Genomic DNA, 25299 nt, shown 5'->3' with positions numbered 1-25299 from the left:
ATGTTCAGCCGCAATAAAAGTGATCACCGTACAACTAACTTGGGTGGGAAGAGCAAAGACGTATACGTTTCGCTTTTCTCACCTTTGTTTTTGACGAGCACCAACATTTCTTCAAATCCTCGATAAGCCATCTCACGAATGGGCTGAGCGACACTGCTAAACGCCATCAGCCTCGCGGTCATGCTGTCATCAAACCCAACGACATCCACCTCTTCGATTCCGTGTTTTTGCAAAGTAATAAGCAATTTTTCTGCAGTAACATCATTCATGCAGAAAAAGGCAGTGGGTGGTTTTTTCTCTTGGTAGCAACGCACGACAAAGGCATTCAAGTCACCATCCGCTTTTACATCGAAGCAGCATTCGTCTGGCAGTATGAAATGACGTTCCGTTAAGTAATCGGAAAAGCCATTCAACTTGGCTTCAAGGCCGGCTCGCACGCCCACGTAGCCGAATCGTCGATGCCCTTTTTTAACCAGATGCTCTGCGGCAAGTCGTCCGCCCTTTTCATGATCGACCGCGAAGCTGGTAATAAGTGAAGAGGTACGAGTCAGCATCACAACGGGGTATGGCAATGCCTGTAGATGTTCGAGGAACTCTGTCTCGCAAGTTAACGGAAGCAAGAACACCCCATCAACGTTGTGTCGTGCGCACTCTTCAAGGTAAATGCGTTCTTGGTGGCGATCGTGTCGACTGTTAAAAAACAAAATGCTGCGTCCGTGTAGATAAGCCTCCTTTTCTAGAACATCAAGAAACTGGCTGAAAAATGGGTTCGTAATATCCGGCACTATTACGCCAAATAAATTGGTGGGTTTGGGGCGCTTGCGTTGATGAGGTTGATAGCTAAATGCTGTCATGACAGCTTCCACTTTTTCCCGGCGCTCGGGTGAGACAGTGTCTGGGTTGTTCATCACGCGGGAAACTGTTGCGGTGGAAACACCCGCTAGTTTGGCGATTTCTCTCACTGTACTCATTCTTGTTATCCGCTCTAAAATATTGAACTGTTCTGATGAAAAAACGCCGCCATTGTAGAACATAATGTAACAAAAATTATTTGTTACATCACAGTTCCAATTCTCTCTTAGCGAAACCAAATAAAAGAACCCTCTGAATGCTGCGGTTACTGATGCTGTTAGTAAGAACCTGCCGTAAGCTTGCGATCTGCTCCGCTAAGGAGACAACATTTTTGGAGACCTTGTTTTGAGATTACTGTCCGACCCGAAGTATGTTGCGCTGACTGAAGCGACATGGTCGATATTCGATGATTACCAGCATCAAGTGGCATCAAGCCACTGGCGTCCCAGCTACCATATTTCTCCGGTGGCTGGGCTGTTGAACGACCCGAATGGATTTTGTTATTTCAACGATGAGTATCACCTGTTTTACCAGTGGTATCCGTTTGGTATTGCGCATGGGATGAAGCATTGGGCGCATGTGCGCTCTAATGATTTTGTGAACTGGTCTTCACCAACACTCGCGATGACCCCAGATACGGATTACGACGCACGCGGTGTCTACTCTGGCGCGGCGTATTGTTTGAAACAAAAAAATGGTGATCAGGAATGTTTGCTCTATTTCACGGGCAACCTTAAATACGAAAACGACATTCGTGACGCGACACAGTGTGTGGCAACCTTGTCCAAAGATGGCGTGGTGACTAAAAGCGTTCAGAACCCGCTGATCCCAACGGTGCCTGCGGGTTACAGCGGCCATGTTCGCGACCCGAAAGTCTTCGCAGTTGGCAATGAATATCGCATGTTGCTTGGCGCACAGACCGAGCAAGAAAAAGGCTGTGTGTTGGTTTATCGCAGTGATGATGCGATGGCATGGGAGCTGATGGGAGAGTTGGACGTTCGTTTTACAAACGACGATGACACCATTGGCGGCTACATGTGGGAATGCCCAGATTTCTTCGAACTGGATGGCTGTGACGTGCTGGTGTTTTCACCACAAGGCATCACGCCAAAAGGGGACCACTTCCATAACGAATTCAACGTGGTGTATTGCTTGGGCCGAGCAGATTGGCGCACGCTAACTTTTGATGTGGAGGTGAGGCAAGAGCTGGACCGCGGCTTTGATTTCTATGCGCCGCAAACCATGGACAACCATCCAACAGGGGAACGTATTCTGTCTGCATGGGCGGGATGTGGTGACCCCGATTACCCGAGTGATCGTGAGGGTTGGAGTAACTGCTTAACGTTCCCAAGAGCACTGACTATTCAGGATAATCAGCTTTGCCAGCGGCCCGTTGACGCCATTCAAGCACTTTACGCTGAACATCAGCAAGGTGAAGGCATGGGTTCAGGCATGAAGGTATTAGCAGCAGGTATCCCAAACCGTTATCGCTTCACACTAACGCTAGATGGCGTGAAGTGCCTTACCACACTGAGTTTGCTGGCGACTGAAAACGAATCCCTTGATTTGATCATTGATGCCGATGAAAAACGCATCACGCTTGATCGCAGCAATATGTCCTCACGATTTGCAAAACAGTGGGGCGAGCAGCGCCGCGCGTCGTATCCGGTGGGTGAGACGTTGGAAATTGACGTGCTAATCGATGGCAGTATTGCTGAGATTTTCATTGATGGTGGACGTCTTGCGTTTACTGCTCGTGTTTTTCCGCACTCGCCTCATAGCAAGATCGAACTGAATTCGACGTCAGAGATTCACTACTACTTCGATGCGTACGAGATTTCTCCTTCAGTGAACACTTCCCCGATCACGTCAGAAGCACTTGTTCCTCAGGAACTACATACAGAATTAACCAAGGAATCATAGGAATAATCATGGACTATACCTCCGTAGCCAAGAAGATCATTGCTTCTGTCGGCGGCAAAGAAAACATCCGAAATGCTGAGCATTGCGCCACGCGTTTACGCATTGTGTTGGTTGACGCTGAGAAGGTGGATGTGGATGCTGCCAAAGACATCACAGAAATTAGCGGCTATTTTGCGCAGTCAGGCCAACACCAATTTATTATTGGTACAGGCAAGGTGAGCCACGTTTATGCAGAAGTTAGCAAGCTTCTGGGTAAAAGCGCCGACGCGGGCGAATCATCTGGCGACTTCAAACAAGATGCGTACGCAAACATGACGGTGACGCAGAAAGTGGTGCGTACCTTTGCCGACATTCTCATCCCGTTAATCCCTGTGCTTGTTACCACAGGCTTATTGATGGGGCTTCGTGGACTGTTGCTTCAGCTCGACGTGCCGTTTACGAGTAACGGTTTAGCGTTGTTCAGCATGCTCACTGATACGGCGTTTGCATTCTTGCCCGTTTTGATTGCTTATTCTGCGGTCAAACGATTTGGTGGCAATCCGGTACTCGGTATTGTGGTCGGCTTGATGATGGTCGCACCTCAATTACCCAACGCTTGGGCGGTGGCGGGTGGTAGTGCCGATCCGATGTCTGTCAGCGTATTTGGCTTCACGATTCCACTGGTGGGGTATCAGGGTACGGTATTGCCGGCGATTTTTGCAGGTTGGTTTGTCGCGTGGCTAGAACAGCGTTTACGCCGCGTCGTACCTGCTGTCATGGATCTGGTTATCACGCCGTTTCTGACCATTTTGATCGCTATCAGTGTCATTTTATTTATCGTTGGGCCCATGCTTCAGGTCGTGGAGCATCAGTCCACGCAGTTGGTCGTGCTTGGCCTAGATTTGCCATTTGGTATTGGCTACATGCTGGTGGGCGCATTGCAACAAGTCATCACTATCTCTGGCTTACATCATGCATTGGGTGTGGTTGAAATCGGTTTGCTGAATGAAACCGGTTCAAACCCGCTTAACCCATTGATCACAGCCTCAATGGCCGGTCAGTTTGGTGCCGCCATTGCGATTGCCACGCTGCTTAAAAACAAAGTGAAAAAAGCGAATGCCTACAGTGCGTCGGTTTCAACCTTGTTTGGTATTACTGAACCGTTGCTGTTCGGTGTGAACCTGCAATACGGCAAAGCCTTTCTCATGGGGATGATCGGCGGTTCTGTTGGCGGCATGGTGGCGTATGTTTTCAACGTGAGTGCGTCGGGTATGGGGATTACTTTCATTCCAGGTATGTTGCTTTACACCAGTTCACTCATGGATCTTATGATGTATCTAGCGGTAATTGCTTCGGCGTTCTGTACGTCGTTTGTTCTTACACGCATCAACAATCCTGTGCAGACTACACAAGGGTAAGTCCTCGGTTTATCGCCAGCAAAACTCTTGTTTTTAATAAAACCGCTTTTTTACGAAAAGGCAGAGTAGCACTTCAATAGACCGCTTGATTGCGGTCTATGATTTTAAAACATGTTTTTATAGGAATCATTGAATGAGCAAAGTGTGGTTGACCGGTGATGCGGTTGTGGATTTGATCCCTGATACAGAGATGACATACCTAAAATGTCCCGGTGGTGCGCCAGCGAATGTGGCTGTAGCGGTATCACGCCTTGGTGGTGATGTTGGCTTCTTTGGACGTGTTGGTGATGACCCATTTGGTCGTTTTCTTGCTGCCACGCTAAAACATGAAAACGTGAATATTGATCATCTTGTGCTCGATCAGGACAAGCGCACTTCGACTGTGGTGGTGGATCTGGATGCCAATGGCGAGCGCAGTTTTACCTTTATGGTTAAACCCAGCGCTGACCAATTTATGATGCCGGAAGATATTCCGGCGTTTTCTGCTGGAGAATGGCTGCATACTTGCTCGATTTCATTGGCGAATGAACCAAGTCGAAGCAGCACGTTTATGGCGATGGAGGCGATTAAAGCGGCGGGAGGCTTTGTTAGCTTTGACCCCAACCTTCGTGACGAAGTTTGGCAAGACCAGAGCGATATCATCCCGACAGTGATGCGTGCAGTTGCCATGGCTGATGTGGTGAAGTTTTCGGATGACGAGCTGCTATTTTTGACCCAAAAGCCAGATTTGCAATCCGCGTTGGAAGAGATGGCTACGTTAGGCACTCCGTTAATTTTGGTGACGCAGGGCGCGAAAGGGGCATTGTTGGTGCAAGGTAACCAACAAACACTGATCACAGGTAAAACGGTGAAACCTATCGATACCACAGGTGCAGGGGATGCCTTTGTGGGAGGATTGCTCGCTAACCTATCGAAAGAACGCATTTCAGAAACATCGCTTCTGACTAGCCCTGAAGCAGCGAAAAAAGCGGTGATTTGGGCAAATGCTTGTGGTGCGTTGGCGACAACACAAAAAGGGGCGATGACAGCATTACCAGATTTAGCCAGTTTAGAAGCCTTCATTACTAACGGCTAAATCACCATACTGCTTTGCGAGTTCAACGTTGATGACTCATCGCTCAGCGTTGAGAAACGTGTTTAAAGATACGCGCAGGAGATCAACGAGCTTCCTGCGCTTTTTTGACGTTTGTGCATGTGTTAATGGTGAGCTGTTGATGTTCTTTGTTTAGCTGCATCACTGAGTGTCTGGACGAGATCTGCCCGATTGACGGGCTTGGTTAAGTACGAATCCATCCCCGCATTGAGCGCACGGGTGGCATCTTCGGTGCTGGCATGTGCTGACAGGCCAATAACGAACACGGGTGGCACATTGTGTTCCTGTTCGAACATACGAATCTGGTGGGTGATTTCATAGCCGTCAATGTGAGGCATGGAAACGTCGGTGATCAAGATATCAAAAAGGTTTTGTTTGTAGTGTGCAATGGCGTCTCTGCCATCGGCAAAGAATTCAATATTGTCTGCAATATCCGCAAGGTAAAGACGCAGCACATCTCGGTTGTACTCAATATCATCCACCACAACAATCGATAATGTCTGCAGCGACACCGGCATCGTTGGTAGTGTAACGCTGTGTGATGCGTTTGATGGCTTAGGCAGCACCTCTTTCATGGCGTGTTGTAGTTCAGACAATAGCTGCAACATACGTATTGGCTTAGCGATGAAATGCGTATCGGAAAGATTTGCCGATATCTCAAGTTGTTTGACTTCGGGTACGACGCCAATGACAGGGCAGACCTGAGTCGTTTGCCATTCACTGTGCATGGACATCAAGACTACAGCGGCGTCATAGTGCTTTTTCGAGTGAGCAATGTGCTCGACGGCGGTGATATACGTGGTCTCTGCCTGCCAAAATGCAAAGTACCTGTTCAAAATAGATCGGTGGAGTGGGTCGGCATTAACGATGGCAATCTGCTTACCTGATAGCACACCGCTGTCAGAGCTAGCTTTGTTAACAGAAGGCAGGGCGATAGTGAACGAAAACTGACTGCCTTTGCCTTCTTGTGACGTGATTTGCAAACTGCTATCAAACAGATCGAGTAGGCTTTGGGTGATAGAAAGTCCGAGACCTGTCCCCTCATAACGTCGTGTGGTGGAGCCATCGACTTGTTCAAATGCTTTAGTCACGTCGCTCAGTTTGTCTTGAGGGATGCCAATGCCAGTATCTTCAATGCTGAAAACATAATTGATATAACCATTTCGCTTTGAGGGTTCGCCACGGATGATGACTTTGATGTAACCGTTATCGGTAAACTTGATCGCGTTTCCGAGCAGATTGTTGACAATTTGACGTAGTCGGAGTTCGTCCCCTATCGCGTCAGTGTTGAGTTCAGGGGGGATATCAATCACCAATAACAGTTCTTTCTTCGTTGCGGTAACAGAGCATAGAGTGGCACAATTTTCTACCAAATCTCGAAGAGAAAAGGGGATGTTGCTTAGAGAGAGCTTATTCGCTTCTAACTTTGAAAAATCTAAAATGTCATTGATAAGTTGAAGTAAGTCATTTGCCGAGCCGTTGATGATATTGGTAAAGCTGCGTTGCTCGCGCGACAACGATGACTCTTTTAGCATTTCAGACATGCCAATAATGCCGTTCATAGGCGTGCGGATTTCATGGCTCATGTTGGCGAGAAATTCGGATTTTGACTTGTTGGCTTGTTCCGCGGAGGTGACCGCTTGTTTGAGCTTTTGCTCAAAGTGATAACGCTCGCTAATATCACGAACAATAAATGCGTAACGGTCGATTTTTCCAACGCTGTCGAGAATCGGAAAGGCACTTATTTCTGTCCATATCTTTTTGTGAGTCTTGGTAAGGCATTCCACTGTGACGATTGTTGTTGCGCCAATCTCCATGGTGTCAGCGATGTCATAAGCCGCATCAGCCTCGGGACTCTCACCAAACAGCAGTGTTTGCACGTGTTTATTAACGATTTCTTCTTCTTGATAGCCAATTAATTCGTTCAATGCATTGTTGGTTCGCGAAATATATCCTTGTAAATCCGTGATCAAATAGGCTTCGTGCGATTGTTCAACAATGTCTGCGAGCAACTTGTTTTGCACGGCCAATTGTTTATATCGGTTCTTTTCAACAGAGAGTTCTTCATAGGTATGCGCCAAAGTGACAGACATTTTATTAAACGCTCTGGCAACTTGTGCCACTTCGTCATTGCCTTTTACAGGGACTGAAATACCGGGACCTTTTTGTTGGATCTCTAACGCGCCATGTTGGAGTTGCAAGAGTTGTTTGGTAAGCAGTGAGCCAAGTCCAAATGAGAACAGTGCAACAAGGACCATTTCGAGCAATGCCAACGAAACAGCATATTTCTGTGCATCTTGGATCAGTTGACTAAACGCACTGACGTCCAGCCCCAACTCAATGTGCCCCACTTTCCATTCGTCAATCTTAATCTCAGCGCGAATATCATAGATGCCGTCTTTTGATTCAGAGGGAAGCTGGTTGTAGTTCGGAACATGAAGCTCATCTGACATACTTGATGATTGTGCTAGTCGTTGGTTCTGATCGTTGAAGATGCGGATGTAAGCAATATCGTCGTTGCGCGTGGCCTCTTTGCTAAAAGCACGCAGGTTTGCAAGATCGGTTGAAATAATGGCATCGCGAACAGCAATGGCGAACGTGTCAGATAAGCGTTCACCGTTGGCGATAATTTGCTGCTCATTAGAATCTCGAAGCCAGCCAATTCCCGAGGCAATGAGAATGGCAAGCAGCACCACCTCGATCAGAGCGATGCCTAGTATGGTTTTTAGGCGAAAAGTCATTGATGTGGTGCCCTATTAACATTAGCCAGGGTTAATGACCGAAATGTTTAGTGCTCGAACATCATCCCAATCTGCGTCGCTCGCGGATTGAAATCCTTTTATATTGAGAGCTTTAAGCGCTTCCAAGCCTTCTGGCGTTTCTGCGAGGGTAACAAATGCGGCTTGTAAGCGTTGTTTGATATCATCGGGAAGTGAAGGATGGGTAGCAATCGCGTGCGGTGTGAATCCCTCTGTGGTGAAAAGTACGTTGAGGTTTTTCTTTGTATTTTCAGGTGTCGCGCCCAATGTGCGAACAATGCCGCCGCCCGCATCAAACAGACCATCCGCAACGGCCAAATAGGCAGAATCGTGAGAGCCGACATAATAGGGTTTAAATGTGACCCCTTCGTTTTTTAAGGCTGCTTGTGTCAGTAAGGTGGCTGCAAACGCGGCAGGGGCGGGAAAGGCAACGTTTTTTCCATCCAAGTCTTTTAACGAAGTGACCTTTGCATCTTTGCCAACCACTAATATGCCTTTGATACGTTTGCCCTTTGCATGGGCAATCGCCTGATAGCCAGGGGATTGGTTGAACACCGTAAAATGGTAAGGATTCATATAGGCGATATGGTAATCCCCGGCGGCGAGTCTTTTTTCAAACTCAGGAATATTGGGGGCGGTTGCGAAGCGAATTTTCAAGCCAGATAGCTCACTGACTTGCCTCATCACAGGACTCCAGTCGCGAATAAGCTTGGCGGAAGATTGTTGCGGCACAACACCAAATACCAGCGGGTTTGACGCGTTCCCTTGCTCAGCCGAATGTGCTGATGTTGTCATTGCAATCCAGACGATCACCGCTGACAGCAAGACAATATGCCATCGCGTTGTTGAAATATGCTGATGTTTACTGATTGATCTCATTGCAAATATCATCCCAAAATAGACGTATCTTAAATGTAGTACAGTGTCTCTTTTTTGCGCCTTTTGGTGTGTGAATTATAGGGCTAATGGCTCAGTGTGTGATTTGACCAGTATTGTGACTTTTTTGCCGCCCACATCGCATGAGTTATCCTTTTTTTCACGCGTGATGATTAGGCGCTGCAAAACGTAAAGTTCTGCGGTAACCTTTGGGGCTAGCAGGAAAATTGGTCGTACTGAGCTTGCTAAACGAAGGTAGGCTTGGTTGAAAAAGGAAATTTCATGTCATCAGAAAAACTGAACACAAAGTTAGTGTCGGCAGGTCGAAAAAAAGAATATTGCCATGGCAGCGTTAACAGCGTGATTCAACGCGCATCGTCAATTGTTTTTGATTCCGTCGAACAGAAGAAATTGGCGACTAAGCAACGGGGTGAACGAGGGTTATTTTATGGTCGTCGCGGCACGCTGACTCACTTTGCCTTCCAAGATGCTATGACAGAGCTAGAAGGCGGTGCGGGCTGTGTATTGTACCCTTGTGGTGCCGCGGCCATTGCTAACAGCATGCTGTCGTTTGTGAAATCTGGCGATCACGTATTGATGACAGGTGGCGCTTATGAGCCAACTCAGGGTTTTTGCAACACGATACTAGCCGACATGGGTATATCGACCACTTATTATGATCCAATGCGTGGCGCGGATGTGGCAACGCTGATGACGCCAAACACCTCGGTGGTGTTTTTAGAAGTGCCGAATTCCATTACCATGGAAGTGCCAAATATCCCCGCGATCGTCAATGCTGTTCGTGCGGTTAACGCAGACGTTGTGATCATGATTGATAACACCTGGGCTGCTGGTGTGTTGTTCAATGCGTTTGAGCATGACATTGATATTTCGATTCAAGCGGGCACCAAATACATCGTCGGTCATTCTGATGCCATGATTGGAACCGCGGTGGCCAATTCACGTTGTTGGGAGCGTCTTCGTGAACGTTCCTACTTGATGGGACAAATGGTTGATGCCGATACAGCTTACATGGCATCTCGTGGCCTTCGCACCTTAGGTATTCGTCTGAAACAACATCACGAAAGCAGCACCGCGGTTGCAGCGTGGTTGAGTGAACGCCCTGAAGTGGCGCGAGTCAATCATCCTGCATTGCCTGAAGCAATCGGGCATGAAAACTATCTGCGCGATTTTTCTGGAAGCTGTGGTTTGTTCTCGTTCGTGTTGAACAAGAAGCTGACTGATGAACAAATCGCTGAGTATTTGGATAACTTCACGCATTTCAGCATGGCGTATTCATGGGGCGGGTATGAGTCTTTGATTCTGGCGAACCAACCCGAAGAGCTCAATGCCATTCGCCCAGCAGGGCCTGTTGATTTTGAAGGTACGTTAGTACGCGTGCATATTGGCCTGGAAGACATTGACGATTTGATTGCCGATCTGCAAGCAGGTTTTGAACGCATTGCCTGATTGAGCAATGCGGTAAACGAACGAAGCGTAAGGCATTCCGAGAAAACACAAAAACGGCGCAATGCGCCGTTTTTTTATGGGATAGGTTGTAGGGTTTTTACTGATTCGTAGTGTTCGACCGTCGGAAACGGGTCATAGAAATGATGAAGCAAGGCTTTCCATTCCAAATAGCCTTCTGATTGCCTAAAGCCCTCAGTATGGTCTTCCAGTGTTTCCCAATTCACCAACAGCACATAGCGATTCATCTGTTCCATACAGCGTCGTACATCATGGCTGATATAACCGCGTTGTGACGCGATAATGGCTTGTGCCTTGGCAAAAGCTGCTTCAAAGTCGGCTTCTTGTCCGGGTATGACATTGAGTATGGCGACTTCTAGAATCATCTTCTCTCCTTGAAAATTATCTACTTTGCATAACCTAGCCTCTGATTGTCAGAGGCTAGACTCGCTGGTTCAATTCGCTTGGTTATCTTTTTTCATTAGCATTTTCAATGTTGCAGCCAAATCCTCAGCGCTATCATGAGCACTGGTATTGACGATGTATTTGCCGTTAACAAGGAAAGTGGGTACTGACACAATGCCAGCTTCCGTTGTGATTTCATCAGCCCGTTCTAGCGCGCTAAACAGCTCGGCTTGTTGTGTTTCATTCAGATCATATGGGCTAGTCAGACCAAACTTTTTAAACACCTTGCCCAACTGCGCTTTGTTTTCTTCAGCGTCATCTGTTTGCCCTTCTTGGACATACTTAAACAATGCTTCAACCAGCTCTTCAGATGGTTTGCCTTCCGTTTGAGTGACGGCGGCGTAATAGATAAGAGCCGAAAAAGTGGCACTTTCATTGAAGGTAACATGCGCTTTACCAATATTCACATCGGCAGCCGCTTCAATGGCGGGGATAGCACTTTCCATAGAGCGGCAATGACCGCATGAGAGGCTAAATACTTCAGTCACAACCGGTAAGTTTGCCACTTGAACAGGCACATCTAACGTGGAGTATTTTTCAGAATTAGACGGCGAGTCATCGCTGCAAGCTGTCAAGGCAACAGCGGCAAAAAGAGGCAGAAGAAATCGTGTTAGTTTCATGTTTGTTCATCACTTTTTGTCAGCGAGCTTCGGCTCAGCTGGAAAATTAAGGAGTGAGATTATAACGCAATTTTTGCGAGCGGTAGGTTAGGATAATGTAATAAAAAATGCCAGTCAGCGAACTGACTGGCAAAAGTTTAGCGCAAGGCTCTTGGGCTTATCGTTATTTTAGGCTAATCAATAATCATCTTGCTTTGCATGATCATCGCATCGATGACCGAGGTGCTAACTTGCTCTGATGTCATGCCGGATATGTCGACGCTATAGGCTGAAGCCATATCCTCCACACTCATGTTGTCGAAAACAACTTGTTGGTCGACGTTGCCGTCTCCTTGGCTAGCGATGTTCAACATTGCATTACCCTCGCCATCATCAATTAATGACAAAAAGCTTTCGAGGGTATCAGATGGCTCAGTTTGCATTAAGTCAGACAGGTTAATGGCATCTTGTGAGGTGTCGAAGTCAGCAATATGATCGACAGCTGGGGTGCTGGATGTGCTTTGGTCACCATTGAGAAATGCAAACGTATCAGACCCTGCGCCACCCGCCATCAAATCATTGCCTTGCCCGCCAAGAATGAGATCATCGCCTAACCCCCCATCAATGAAGTCATTGCCGCCACCGCCTAAAATAACATCGTGCCCAGCATTACCGAGCAGAACATCAGCACTGTCGCTTCCTGCGATGCGGTCATTGCTGTCACTGCCCGAGAAAGTGACATCATCGAGTGAAATGACATCAGAGAGGGAACTATTCAGCTCTGTTTCGGCAGATTGGATTAGTGCTGCTTGCGAACCACCAATCGTGACATTGATTTGTGTCTGCGTGCCATCCGTTGCTGTTAATGTGATAACTTCGTTGACGGTGTCATTATCACTGAGCATGGGGGTTGATTGTGGATCTAGCGTGTATGTCCAATTTCCATCCACCAAGGAAAGTGAGCCATAGCTGCCATTCACCTCAGTATTGGCAAAGTAGGGGGAATCACCGTTGTCCACGTCAGACAACGATAAAGAGCCTGTTGCCACGATTGTTGATTGACTATAGTCATCCGCCAACTCTTGATAAGACAACTTACCATCACGAATGAGCGAACCTGGAACATGGTTTAATTGTGTCCCCGCAGTAATCTCAGGGCCAGATAGTTGAATGATAAAATTTCCTTGTTCGTTGGAATCTCTATCATGCATTTGGTCTCCGTCGAAATCGACATCGACGACGGCAAAGGTATAAACGTTGCCGGCACGGTCGGTGTAATCGGTTGTGTAGTCAAAATTGGCAACGTATCTTGTGCCATTGATTTCAACGGTTTGTGACAGGTCATCAGCCCGCTCATTGTAGGAATCGTCGCCATCCATGTAGCTATCATTGTCGTAGAAACGCACTGTGGTTGGCGCTTTGTTAAAATCCAGTGTTGGCGGCTCTGAACCTAAGTACATCATGTCACCAGATGTAAATGAATATCCTTCGTTGAGCACAAAGGCATTTTTCACATCAACATATTCCGAGGTCATACTATCTGGTGCGATGACAGTAGCGGAATTTGTTCCCACCACAAACGGCGCATCATCAGTGCCTGTCACCGAAATAACCACATTTTGCGTTGTGCCATCGGTCGCGGTAAGGGTAATCGTGTCCTGTACAAAGTCGGTTTCAGACAGTACTTGAGATTTGACTGGATCCAGCGTGTAAGTCCATTCGCCATCTGCCAGCGTTAACGAACCGTATTGACCGTCAATCGTTGTGTTCTCAAACTCTGGTGTGTCATCCGCATCAGCGTCAGAAATTGAAATTGTCCCACTAACCGTAATCACATCATCGGCATCGCCTTCGGTCACGGCGCCTGAGAATACGCCCGTCACAATCGGCGCATCGTCAGTACCTTGAATCGCAATCACAATTTCATGTTTGCCACCTTCGGAATCCGTGATGACGATGGTTTCCAATGTTTCTTCGTCTATCGCTGACGCTTTGTCTGGGTCAAAGGTATAAGTCCAATTGCCATTGGTCATGGTTAACGAACCAAATTCGCCTTGAACAGTGGTGTTCGGCAGTGTCGGCGTATCGCCGGAATCCACGTCCGAGACAGATACAGACCCACTGGCGGTGATAGGGCTTTCTTGTTGTTGTGTCGCGGAGACATAAAAGGTGACATCGTTATGATCTCTGTCCCCACCCCCAGCAATGTCTTCCCACGCAGAATAAGTGCCTGAATTGTATTCGTTGTCGTAACCGCTATTTTTCGAGGAGTCAGAGACAAAAGTGGTACTTGATGCGCCACCTTGATAGGCCGTTACACTGCTACCACCAAAACTAAGGCTGACGCTGCCGACATTAAAGCCTTGGCTATCACCATTTGGGATCATAAACAGCCCGACTTTTTCGCCGCCTGCGGTATTGATGTTAACGCTGGTGCCGTTGGTGGAATGCGCATTATCAAAGATGATGGCTGCGCGAACGACATTACCGCCTGCATCCAGCACGTAGTAGCCCACACTGTTGGTGTAAGCGGCATCGGAATTCACATTACTTAAATTGAGGTATAAGTTATCGCCGTTGGTGGCATCCCACGTACCGTCACTTCCTCGACCAACCGTGACGTTTTGAGAAGAAGCATTCGTATCGGTGATCGTTGCTGTTGATGTACCTGAAAGCACTGCGGCATCATCTGAACCTGTGATATCAATAACAATATCTTGGGTCGTGCCATCAGAAGCGGTGACTGTGATGGTGTCTTGCACCACCTGTCCTTCATTCAGTGACTGAGTGGCGTCGTTGTTCATGGTGTAGGTCCACTCGCCGTCCACCATTTCCAGTGATCCATAGGTGCCGTTGTGACTGCTATTAGGGAAGTCTACCGCATCACCATCAGGGTCGGTCACCGTCAGTGTGCCGCTTGCGGTGATGGTGTCTCCGGTATTACCTTCTGTCAGGGCTGCGGTAGTCGTGCCACTTATCTCTGCCGCGTCATCCGTTCCTGTCAACGAAATCACGATGTCTTGTGTTGAGCCATCGCTAGCGGTCACCGTGATGGTATCCGTCGCTTCTTGCCCTTCATTCAGCGATTGAACCGCATCGGTGTTGACCGTGTAGGTCCATTCGCCGTCCACCATCGTAAGGCTACCGTATTCACCCGTGATGGTTTCGTTGGTAAAAGTTGGCGTTTGGTTCGAATCAGGATCCACGATATTGAGTGTTCCCGAGGCGCTTTGTGTACCCACATCTTCTGTGATCGCCGCGGTGGTATCGCCAGTGATCACAGCAGCATCATCGGATCCTTGTAGAGAAATCGTGATGCTCTGCGTCGTGCCATCAGTGGCGGTCAGCGTGATCGTGTCGGTCGCGGTTGCATCACTGGCGATGGCTTGCGCTTTCTCTGGGTCGAGGGTGTATGTCCATTCGCCATCAACCAGCGTTAAGGAGCCATATTCTCCCTCAATGGTCGTGTTTTCAAAGCTTGGTGAGTCGGCGCTGTCGGCATCACTGATAGTCAGTGTGCCCGTCGCGGTCACAGGTTCGGCGATGTCTGAGTAATTCAGAGACGTTACATTGCTGTATGAATCTGGTACGAAAGTAAGAGATGTATTCGGGGTGATCTCTGGACCATCCAGTTGGATAAGTAATCTACCACTCTCAGCATTTTCACCAGAGTGAGTCCCATTTGCATTGGTATCAACGTCTACCACGGCGAAGGTATAAACATTTCCTTCAGTGTCTGTGTACTGGAGGGAGTAGTCGACGTTCACGCTCAGGGTTTCGCCATCTAAGATGATCGTTTGGGTTGAGTCTGTCGATTGTTCATTGATTTCATCGACACTATTGCCACCACTGCCGCCATCTCCATCTAATCTGCTGTCATCATCATTGATCACAACCGTGGTGCCGCTGTCATTAAACGTCAGTGTTGAAGGGAAATCCCATGTGTTGAAATGACTATCTTCTGCAATGAAGTTTTCATTTATGACGAAGGCATTACCGATAGTGATGCCGTCGCTCAAGTTGAGTGACGAGGTTGTGTCACCCGAAACAACCGCTGCGTCATCCGTTCCCGTTAACGAAATAACGATGTCCTGCGTGCTGCCATCAGAGGCGGTGACGGTAATGGTGTCCGTGACTTCTTGGTCTTGATTGAGCGACTGCGCGGCTTCTTGATTAAGTGTGTACGTCCATGCGCCATCCACGAGCGTGAGAGAGCCATATTCACCCGCCAAGGTGCCATTCGGAATGGTTGGCGTGTCACCGGTGTCTGCATCGGTAATGGTGATGGTGCCCGAGGCCGTTTGTGCGCCGGAGTCTTCGGTAATGCTTGCGGTGGTATCGCCAGTGATCACTGCGGCATCATCAGCGCCCGTGACATCCACGGTGATCTGCTGCACCGTGCCGTCCGAGGCGGTGAGGGTGAACACTTCTTGCTCGGTTTGGTTATCGTTAAGTGCGTTGGCTTTAGCTGGGTCGATAGTGTAGGTCCATGCGCCGTCCGTCAGCGTAAAGGTACCGTAGTCACCGTCGATCGTGGTGTTGGTAAAGCTTGGCGAGTCACCGTCGTCCACGTCAGAAATTGACAGGATGCCTGATGTGCTCGTTTCCGGCGTATCTGCGCCTAAATCAACCCCGCCTGTGGTGACGCCGGTGACCACAGAGGCATCGTCACTGCCCGTGACCGTGATCGTGATTTGGTGCGCTGAGCCATCCGACGCGGTGATCGTGATGGTGTCAGTTTCTGAATCGCCGTCACCCAAAGACTGTGCTTTGCTTGGGTCGACCGTGTACGTCCACTCACCGTCGGTCAGAGTGAGGCTACCGTATTCACCTGCCACCGTGCCGTTTTCAAGGGTGGGCTGGACAGCAGCATCAGGGTCGTTGATGTTGATTGAGCCAGAGACAGACGCATCGCCGCCTTCAGCAACAGACGCGCTGAGATCGCCCGTGACGACAGCGGCATCGTCAGTGCCTTCGACAGTGACCGTGATTTGATGGGTTGATCCATCAGATGCCGTGAGGGTGAAGGTGTCGTTTGCCGATTCCCCGTCTGGCAGGGTTTGTGCGTTTTCGGCGTTAACCGTGTACGTCCACTCACCGTCAGTGAGTGTAAGGCTGCCGTACTCACCTTCAATCGTGGTGTTGTCGATGGTCGCGGTTTCGCCGTTATCGACATCACTAACATTTATCGAGCCTGAGGTTGAGGCATTTTGGTCGGTCACATCCCCTGCGGTATCGCCAGTCACAACAGCCGCATCGTTCGTGCCCGTGATAGTGATAACGATGTCTTGGGTGGTGCCATCGGATGCGGTGACCGTGATGGTATCCGTCGCGGTATCGCCGTCAGCCAGCGATTGGATCGACGCGCTGTCAGCAGTGTAGGTCCATGCGCCATCAACCAAGGTCAACGAGCCATATTGGCCCGCTAAGGTGCCATTCGGAATGGTGGGCGTGTCACCGGTATCCGCATCCGTGATAGTGATGGTACCTGACGCGGTTTGTGCGCCCACGTCTTCAGTGATCGCCGCGGTGGTATCGCCGGTGATCACTGCCGCATCATCAGCGCCTGTGACATCCACGGTGATCTGCTGCACCGTGCCGTCCGAGGCGGTCAGGGTGAACGCTTCTTGTTCGGTTTGGTTATCGTTGAGTGCGTTGGCTTTGCTTGGCTCGAGGGTGTAGGTCCATGCGCCGTCCGTCAGCGTAAAGGTACCGTAGTCACCGTCGATCGTGGTGTTGGTAAAGCTTGGCGAGTCACCGTCGTCCACGTCAGAAATTGACAGGGTGCCTGATGTGCTCGTTTCCGGCGTATCTGCACCTAAATCAACCCCGCCAGTGGTGACGCCGGTGACCACAGAGGCATCGTCACTGCCCGTGACCGTGATCGTGATTTGGTGCGCGGAGCCATCCGATGCCGTCACCGTGATGGTGTCAGTTTCTGAATCGCCGTCACCCAAAGACTGTGCTTTGCTTGGGTCAACCGTGTACGTCCACTCACCGTCGGTCAGAGTGAGGCTACCGTATTCGCCTGCCACCGTGCCGTTTTCAAGGGTGGGCTGGACAGCAGCATCAGGGTCGTTGATGTTGATTGAGCCAGAGACAGACGCATCGCCGCCTTCAGCAACAGACGCGCTGAGATCGCCCGTGACGACAGCGGCATCGTCAGTGCCTTCGACAGTGACCGTGATTTGATGGGTTGATCCATCAGATGCCGTGAGGGTGAAGGTGTCGTTTGCCGATTCCCCGTCTGGCAGGGTTTGTGCGTTTTCGGCGTTAACCGTGTACGTCCACTCACCGTCAGTGAGTGCAAGGCTGCCGTACTCACCTTCAATCGTGGTGTTACTGATGGTTGGGGTTTCACCGTTATCCACATCACTGATGCTGATAGAGCCCGACACTGTGGTGCCTTGGTCCGTGGTGTTGCCCGTCGTATCGCCCGTCACCACAGCGGCATCATCCGTACCTGTAATGGTAATCACGATGTCTTGCGTGGTGCCGTCTGATGCGGTGACCGTGATGGTGTCGGTTGCGGTATCGCCGTCAGCCAGCGATTGGATCGACGCGCTGTCAGCAGTGTAGGTCCATGCGCCATCAACCAAGGTCAACGAGCCATATTGGCCCGCTAAGGTGCCATTCGGAATGGTGGGTGTATCACCGGTGTCTGCATCCGTGATCGTGATGGTGCCTGACGCGGTTTGTGCGCCGGAGTCTTCGGTAATGCTTGCCGTGCTATCACCCGTGATAATCGCTGCATCATCTGCGCCTGTGACATCCACGGTGATCTGTTGCACCGTGCCGTCCGAGGCGGTGAGGGTGAACACTTCTTGCTCGGTTTGATTGTCGTTGAGTGCGTTGGCTTTAGCGGGATCGAGGGTGTAAGTCCATGCGCCATCCGTCAGCGTAAAGGTACCGTAGTCACCGTCGATCGTGGTGTTGGTAAAGCTTGGCGAGTCACCGTCGTCCACGTCAGAAATCGACAAGGTGCCTGATGTGCTGGTTTCCGGCGTGTCTGCACCTAAATCAATCCCGCCAGTGGTGACACCTGTGACCACAGAGGCATCGTCACTGCCTGTCACTGTGATCGTGATTTGGTGCGCTGAGCCATCCGATGCCGTCACCGTGATGGTGTCGGTCGCAGAATCACCGTCACCCAAAGACTGTGCTTTGCTTGGGGCAACCGTGTACGTCCACTCACCGTCGGTCAGCGTGAGGCTACCGTATTCACCTGCCACTGTGCCGTTTTCAAGGGTGGGCTGGACAGCAGCATCAGGGTCGTTGATGTTGATAGAGCCCGATACCGAAGCCTCGCCACCTTCAGCCACGCTGGCGCTGAGATCCCCGGTGACCGCAGCGGCATCATCCGTGCCTTCAACAGTCACGGTGATTTGATGGGTCGAACCATCAGAAGCGGTTAAGGTGAAGACATCGTTCGCAGATTGGCCATCCGGTAACGTCTGCGCTTTCTCAGAATCGACGTTGTACGTCCAATTTCCATCCACCAAAACAAGTGAACCGTATTCACCTTCAATCGTGGTGTTGTCGATGGTCGCGGTTTCGCCGTTATCGACGTCACTAACATTTATCGAGCCTGAGGTTGAGGCATTTTGGTCGGTCACATCCCCTGTGGTATCGCCAGTCACAACAGCCGCATCGTTCGTGCCTGTAATGGTGATAACGATGTCTTGGGTGGTGCCATCGGATGCGGTGACCGTGATGGTATCCGTCGCGGTATCACCGTCAGCCAATGATTGGATCGATGCGCTGTCGGCGGTATACGTCCATGCGCCATCAACCAAGGTCAGCGAGCCATATTCCCCTGCCAACGTACCATTCGGAATGGTAGGCGTGTCACCGGTATCCGCATCCGTGATCGTGATGGTGCCTGAGGCCGTTTGTGCGCCGGAGTCTTCGGTAATGCTTGCCGTGCTATCACCCGTGATAATCGCCGCATCATCAGCGCCCGTGACATCCACGGTGATCTGCTGCACCGTGCCGTCCGAGGCGGTGAGGGTGAACACCTCTTGTTCGGTTTGGTTATCGTTAAGTGCGTTGGCTTTAGCTGGATCGAGGGTGTAGGTCCATGCGCCGTCCGTCAGCGTAAAGGTACCGTAGTCACCGTCGATCGTGGTGTTGGTAAAGCTTGGCGAGTCACCGTCGTCCACGTCAGAAATTGACAGGGTGCCTGATGTGCTGGTTTCCGGCGTATCTGCACCTAAATCAATCCCGCCAGTGGTGACGCCGGTGACCACAGAGGCATCGTCACTGCCTGTCACTGTGATCGTGATTTGGTGCGCTGAGCCATCCGATGCCGTCACCGTGATGGTGTCGGTCGCAGAATCACCGTCACCCAAAGACTGTGCTTTGCTTGGGTCAACCGTGTACGTCCACTCACCGTCGGTCAGCGTGAGGCTACCGTATTCGCCTGCCACCGTGCCGTTTTCAAGGGTGGGCTGGACAGCAGCATCAGGGTCGTTGATGTTGATAGAGCCCGATACCGAAGCCTCGCCACCTTCAGCCACGCTGGCGCTGAGATCGCCGGTGACCGCAGCAGCATCATCCGTGCCTTCAACAGTCACGGTGATTTGATGGGTCGAACCATCAGAAGCGGTTAAGGTGAAGACATCGTTCGCAGATTGGCCATCCGGTAACGTCTGCGCTTTCTCAGAATCGACGTTGTACGTCCAATTTCCATCCACCAAAACAAGTGAACCGTATTCACCTTCAATCGTGGTGTTGTCGATGGTCGCGGTTTCGCCGTTATCGACGTCACTAACATTTATCGAGCCTGAGGTTGAGGCATTTTGGTCGGTCACATCCCCTGTGGTATCGCCAGTCACAACAGCCGCATCGTTTGTGCCTGTAATGGTGATAACGATGTCTTGGGTGGTGCCATCGGATGCGGTGACGGTAATGGTGTCGGTTGCGGTATCACCGTCAGCCAATGATTGAATAGACGTGCTGTCCGCGGTATACGTCCATGCGCCATCAACCAAGGTCAGCGAGCCATATTCCCCCGCCAAGGTGCCATTCGGAATGGTGGGTGTATCACCGGTGTCTGCATCTGTGATCGTGATGGTGCCTGACGCGGTTTGTGCGCCGGAGTCTTCGGTAATGCTTGCCGTGCTATCACCCGTGATAATCGCTGCATCATCTGCGCCTGTGACATCCACGGTGATCTGTTGCACCGTGCCGTCCGAGGCGGTGAGGGTGAACACTTCTTGCTCGGTTTGGTTATCGTTAAGTGCGTTGGCTTTAGCGGGATCGAGGGTGTAGGTCCATGCGCCGTCCGTCAGCGTAAAGGTACCGTAGTCACCGTCGATCGTGGTGTTGGTAAAGCTTGGCGAGTCATTCGCGTCTGCATCTGAGATGGAAAGGCTACCAGAGACTGTCGTGGCGTCGGTGACATCTACATAGTCGATAGAACTCACGTCGGTATATGAGCCTTCAACAACATTGAGATCGGTACCAGGCAAAATGTCAGGGCCACCAATTTGAACCAACAGTGTCGTGCTAGTTCCGTCTCCATTGTCGATTGATAAGACGCCCATGGTGAACACGTTGTCGTAGACGTCTGTGTATTCGACGGTTGCAGTGACGGAAACAGGGTAAGACTGACCGTCGAGTTCTATAGTTTGGTTTGCTGAATTGTTTAGCTGACCGTCACTGTCTGTAATGGTCGCGCTGAATCCCGCTGAATCGAAATGCATCGAGCTAGGCTGTGAACTGGCATTGAATTGCTCGCCATCCACATCGATATCATCACCTAATACAAAGACATTGTTTATTGTGATTTCTGGGCCAATCTGCGCGGTGACAGTGCCTGTGAAATCGCCACTCACAACGGCAGCATCGTCGGTACCTTCAATGGTAATAACAATGTCGTGTTCTTTGCCTTCACTGTCTGTCAACGTAATGGTATCTGTGGTGCTTTGATCTGCGCCTAGCGAATGTGCGGCACCAGGGTTGAGCGTGTAAGTCCATTCACCGTCGACCAGCGCCAAGCTGCCAAACGTTCCTGTGACGGTCGTGTTTTCAATAGTTGGCGTGTCACCTGAGTCTGGGTCGATCAGCTCTATCGTGCCGGACGTCGTAATAACGTCTGTGCCTTCAGTCAACACGCCTGTGGTATCACCCGTTAGCACGGCGGCATCATCTGTGCCTGTAACTGAAATCACAAGCGCATGGGTGCCGCCCATTGAATCTGTGATCGTAATAGTGTCGGTGACTTCTACGCCTTCACCCAATGCTTCGGCAAGCTCAGGATCTAAGGTGTAGGTCCAATTCCCGCCCACCATACTAAATGAGCCGTATTGCCCTTGCTGATTGCTATCCGGCAACGTGGGGTTGTCATTGGTGTCAGGATCGCTGATGGAAAGACTGCCGCCTGTTGTGAGCGCGCCAGTTTCATCGCTCACGCTGCCACTGGTTTCACCGCTTAGTACGGCGGCGTCTTCGCTGCCTGTAATGGTAATAACGATGTCATGAACTGTGCCGTCAGAAGCCGTGACACTGATGGTATCTTGGGTGGTTTGCCCTTCATCGAGATATTGTGCGAGCTCTGGATCTAAGGTGTACGCCCATGCGCCGTCGATTAATTCAAGTGAGCCGTATGCGCCCTCAGTTGTGCCGTTTGGCAAGGTTGGGGTTTGGCCTTCATCGACGTCGACCAGGTTGATAGTTCCTGTCGCTATGAGCGTACTAAAGCCTTCTTTGATGGCCCCTGTTGTATCACCTTCAAGCACAGGCAGTTGGTCTGTCCCAGTTATGGTGATCACAATATCGTGGGTCGAGCCATCGGATGCAGTGATCGTGATGGTATCGGTCGTGCGTTCGCCTTCTGGCAAAGAGGCAGTGCTGTCAGGGTCTAAGGTGTAGCTCCACTCGCCATCGACTAGCGCTAAGGTACCGTAGCTGCCATCGATGGTGTCATTGGGTACAGTGGGGGAATCACCTGTATCTGGGTCGATGATTTCAATCGAGCCGCTGATGGTTAGGTTATCGTCATCACTGAGTGAGCCAGTGGTATCGCCACTAAGGACTGGAGCGTCGTTCGTCCCCGTAATGCTGATCACTATGTTTTGCTGTGTGCCATCGCTCGCGGTGAGCGTGATGACATCGGTATCAACTTCACCTGCGTTAAGAGCACTCGCCGCTTCTTTGTCCAGGGTATATGTCCAGTTGCCATCAACCAGTTCGAGTACGCCGTACTCACTTTCGATGCGTGTATCTTCGAAAGTCGGGGCGTCGTCGGCATCGACATCTGAAATGTTAATGGTGCCTGATGCAGTCAGTGTGTTGCCTGTTGTTGTATCCACGAGGGATTGACCAAATTGACCACTGACGACAGGGAGATCGTCTGTACCAGTAATGGTGACGGTAATATCTAATGGGGTACCATCTTGGGCATAGACAGTGATGGTGTCAGGAAGCGGATCGCCCGCATCCAAGGCATCAAAGGTGTTGCTATGAACGGGATCTGTCGTGTAGGTCCAGTTGCCCGCGGTATCAATGGTAATGTCGCCAAATTCGCCAGTGAATGTGCCTGCTTGGAAGGTGCTCTGGCCTGTGTCTGCATCCGATACATTGACACTACCTGATGTTGATAATTGGCCATCGGCTTCAGTAACAGACACATTGGTCATTCCACCAAACACTGCTACGTCATTAGTGCCGTCAATCGTGATCGTGATGGTTTGAATGGTGCCATCTTCAGCGCGAACACTAAGCGTGTCTGTCAGTTGCTCACCATCGCCTAAGCGATTGATAGCACCGTTGTCGTCTGTGGTGACGTATGTCCAGCTTCCGTCGGCATCAATGGTGATTTCACCCCAACGTCCTGCAATGGTTTGCGGGGTGAATACATTGTCGTTTCCATCAACATCCGTCGAGGTCAATTGGCCACTGGTGGACAGGGTGCCGTCGGCTTCGACGATAGTGCCAACAATATCACCGGCAATCTGCGCCGGATCGTTTGTCCCTATGATGGTGACAAGAATGTCAGTTTCTGTGCCATCAACTGAGCGCACCGTGATGGTATCAACGCGTTGTTCGCCTTCTCTAAGTGTATCGAGCGACGTACTTTGGGATGGGTCCGTGGTATAGGTCCAATTTCCCGCACGATCAATGGTGACAGAACCAAAGTCGCCCAGGTATGTGCCCGCTAGCATGAAGGATTCACCCGCATCAGGGTCGACGATATTTAATGAGCCATTAACGCTGATAACGTCATTGGTTTCATACACATCGCGGGTGGTAATCGCGGAGAATACAGGCGCATCATTCACACCCTCAATAGTGAGGACGATTTGCTGTTCAGTGCCATCTTCCGCGCGTACCGTGACGACCTCGGTGAGGGTTTCGCCTTCCGCTAAGCGTTCAATAGCGCCCGTTGGGTCGGTGCTCGTATATGTCCAGTTGCCGTTTTCATCGATGGTCACTTCACCACGAGGTGTGGTAAGTGTTTCCGCGATGAAGGCGTTGTCGTTACCATCAATGTCAGTGGACGAGAGCGTGCCAGAAGTTGACAGTGTGCCACTGTTGTCAACGATAGTTGTGGCAATGTCACCGCCGATAATGGCATCGTCATTGGCACCATTGATACTGAGTGTGATGATGGTTTCGGTACCGTCGACGGAGTAGACGGTGATGGTGTCTGTTACCTTTTCCCCGTCCGTCATCGAGTTGATGGCCGCTTTATTGCTGTTATCTACTGTGTATGACCAGTTCCCAGCACGGTCAATAATCACCGTTCCCCATTCCCCCTTAAACGACCCAGGTTGCATAAAGGACTCGCCTGCGTCGGGGTCAATAATATTGATCGAACCAGCGGCCTTCATGATGCCGTCACTTTCCGTTATCTCACCAGAACTTATGGCAGAGAAAACGGGCACGTCATTACTGCCTTCAAACGTCAGGGTAATACGTTGTTCCGTGCCATCGGCAGCTCGCACGGTGACATATTCGTTAAGGGTATCCCCTTCACCAAGCCTTTCGATCGCTCCTGTTGGGTCAGTCGATGTATAGGTCCAGCTGCCATCTTCATTGATGGTCATTTCGCCACGCAGTGTTTGAATGGTTTCTGCAATAAAACGGTTATCTGCCCCGTCAGCATCACTGGAAGTGAGATTGCCCGAAGCAGTCAATACATCGCCATCTATAATGGTGGCCGAAAGATCCCCTGAAATTTTTGCTTCAATGTTCTCTTCTTGAGCATTTGATGCGCGATTAAACAAGTTGGCATATCTCGCAGAGCTGAGCGATTCGATTTGGGCGCCGGTTAAACCGGCAGCGCTTAATCCGGTGGTATCAAACATTCCGATGCCACTGACTCCGCCCCGGTAACCGTTCGATTCAATGATGACTTGTTCACCAGCGGATGAACTATTGAGTTCTTCACCTGCTGCGGTCTCTTTACCTTCGAGTTGTGTAGGGTCATCACCCTGTTCAAGTGAGGCAATGATATCTAATACATCGGAGGGAAGGTCAAGGCTATTGAACCCTTCATCACCTAAAAACAGCGCCTCATCAAGCACATCGACTTGTTCTTCATCTTCTGTCACAAGCCACGCATTTTTGCCTTTCGGGACGGAAATCAGATCGCCCGTATGCAACTGCATATTGGCTTGAGCTGGACTGACTTGACCGTCAGGTTTAACAACAAATGCCTGTCCAACAACCTGACTGAGGACCAAGGTGATAGCCATAAAGAACTCCCGTTAACAGATTGACTCGAAAATGAGTCTAAAGATTCAAACTTGATTTACTGATTAAACCTAGTACATAAATTTCACGGCTGATAACTGAGTTAGGGGACGGGAATAAGGTTTTTGATAATTTGTGTTTCATATATGAGACTGATGAATGTAAAG

10 protein-coding genes are annotated in these 25299 nt (G+C 50.1%); 4 read left to right on the top strand and 6 right to left on the bottom strand.

From position 1 onward, the window contains the following. Positions 1 to 23: 23 nt before the first annotated feature. Entirely contained in the window at positions 24 to 971 is a 948-nt protein-coding gene (locus tag AC3CIC_RS20585) for a LacI family DNA-binding transcriptional regulator (RefSeq protein WP_488516046.1), read from the bottom strand. 226 nt (positions 972 to 1197) lie between these two features. Between AC3CIC_RS20585 and AC3CIC_RS20580 the strand changes: the two genes are divergently transcribed. The 3 genes from AC3CIC_RS20580 (at position 1198) to cscK (ending at position 5247) form a co-directional block, all read left to right on the top strand. After that, entirely contained in the window at positions 1198 to 2775 is a 1578-nt protein-coding gene (locus tag AC3CIC_RS20580) for a glycoside hydrolase family 32 protein (RefSeq protein ID WP_488516045.1), read from the top strand. Between the two features lie 8 nt (positions 2776 to 2783). Continuing rightward, positions 2784 to 4172, top strand: a complete 1389-nt coding sequence (locus AC3CIC_RS20575) for a PTS transporter subunit EIIC (protein WP_016959790.1) — start codon at positions 2784 to 2786, stop codon at positions 4170 to 4172. A 133-nt stretch (positions 4173 to 4305) separates the two neighbouring features. Then, positions 4306 to 5247, top strand: a complete 942-nt coding sequence (cscK, locus tag AC3CIC_RS20570; RefSeq protein WP_488516044.1) for a fructokinase — start codon at positions 4306 to 4308, stop codon at positions 5245 to 5247. Positions 5248 to 5369: 122 nt separating this feature from the next. Here cscK and AC3CIC_RS20565 read toward each other — a convergent pair whose 3' ends face one another. Both AC3CIC_RS20565 and AC3CIC_RS20560 read right to left on the bottom strand, forming a co-directional pair. Continuing rightward, positions 5370 to 8006: a hybrid sensor histidine kinase/response regulator gene (locus tag AC3CIC_RS20565; protein WP_488516043.1), complete on the bottom strand. Its 2637-nt coding sequence runs from the start codon at positions 8004 to 8006 to the stop codon at positions 5370 to 5372. A gap of 21 nt (positions 8007 to 8027) precedes the next feature. After that, positions 8028 to 8903 (bottom strand): phosphate/phosphite/phosphonate ABC transporter substrate-binding protein, encoded by an 876-nt coding sequence (locus AC3CIC_RS20560; protein ID WP_488516042.1) that lies wholly within the window; start codon positions 8901 to 8903, stop codon positions 8028 to 8030. Positions 8904 to 9182: 279 nt separating this feature from the next. On the opposite strand from AC3CIC_RS20560, the gene metC reads away from it, so the two are divergent. Beyond that, complete coding sequence (metC, locus tag AC3CIC_RS20555; RefSeq protein ID WP_016959786.1) at positions 9183 to 10370, top strand: cystathionine beta-lyase; 1188 nt, start codon at positions 9183 to 9185, stop codon at positions 10368 to 10370. A gap of 74 nt (positions 10371 to 10444) precedes the next feature. On the opposite strand, the gene AC3CIC_RS20550 is transcribed toward metC, so the two are convergent. The 3 genes from AC3CIC_RS20550 to AC3CIC_RS20540 all read right to left on the bottom strand — a co-directional run bounded on the left by AC3CIC_RS20550 (position 10445) and on the right by AC3CIC_RS20540 (position 25134). After that, positions 10445 to 10753 (bottom strand): antibiotic biosynthesis monooxygenase family protein, encoded by a 309-nt coding sequence (locus tag AC3CIC_RS20550; RefSeq protein ID WP_017003865.1) that lies wholly within the window; start codon positions 10751 to 10753, stop codon positions 10445 to 10447. A 69-nt stretch (positions 10754 to 10822) separates the two neighbouring features. After that, on the bottom strand, positions 10823 to 11452 hold the full coding sequence (locus tag AC3CIC_RS20545) for a thiol:disulfide interchange protein DsbA/DsbL (protein WP_488516041.1): 630 nt from the start codon (positions 11450 to 11452) through the stop codon (positions 10823 to 10825). A 173-nt stretch (positions 11453 to 11625) separates the two neighbouring features. After that, positions 11626 to 25134: a VCBS domain-containing protein gene (locus tag AC3CIC_RS20540; RefSeq protein WP_488516040.1), complete on the bottom strand. Its 13509-nt coding sequence runs from the start codon at positions 25132 to 25134 to the stop codon at positions 11626 to 11628. Positions 25135 to 25299: the final 165 nt, after the last annotated feature.

The sequence above is a fragment of the Enterovibrio sp. QJM3NY_24 genome, from assembly GCF_057786035.1.
This window is presented reverse-complemented; position numbering and strand designations above follow the sequence as displayed.

Excerpts from the sequence above, each read along its gene's own strand:
- AC3CIC_RS20545 (WP_488516041.1), bottom strand. The coding sequence starts at position 11,452 with ATGAAACTAACACGATTTCTTCTGCCTCTTTTTGCCGCTGTTGCCTTG.
- AC3CIC_RS20560 (WP_488516042.1), bottom strand. The coding sequence starts at position 8,903 with ATGAGATCAATCAGTAAACATCAGCATATTTCAACAACGCGATGGCAT.
- cscK (WP_488516044.1), top strand. The coding sequence starts at position 4,306 with ATGAGCAAAGTGTGGTTGACCGGTGATGCGGTTGTGGATTTGATCCCT.
- metC (WP_016959786.1), top strand. The coding sequence starts at position 9,183 with ATGTCATCAGAAAAACTGAACACAAAGTTAGTGTCGGCAGGTCGAAAA.
- AC3CIC_RS20585 (WP_488516046.1), bottom strand. The coding sequence starts at position 971 with ATGAGTACAGTGAGAGAAATCGCCAAACTAGCGGGTGTTTCCACCGCA.
- AC3CIC_RS20575 (WP_016959790.1), top strand. The coding sequence starts at position 2,784 with ATGGACTATACCTCCGTAGCCAAGAAGATCATTGCTTCTGTCGGCGGC.
- AC3CIC_RS20565 (WP_488516043.1), bottom strand. The coding sequence starts at position 8,006 with ATGACTTTTCGCCTAAAAACCATACTAGGCATCGCTCTGATCGAGGTG.
- AC3CIC_RS20550 (WP_017003865.1), bottom strand. The coding sequence starts at position 10,753 with ATGATTCTAGAAGTCGCCATACTCAATGTCATACCCGGACAAGAAGCC.
- AC3CIC_RS20540 (WP_488516040.1), bottom strand. The coding sequence starts at position 25,134 with ATGGCTATCACCTTGGTCCTCAGTCAGGTTGTTGGACAGGCATTTGTT.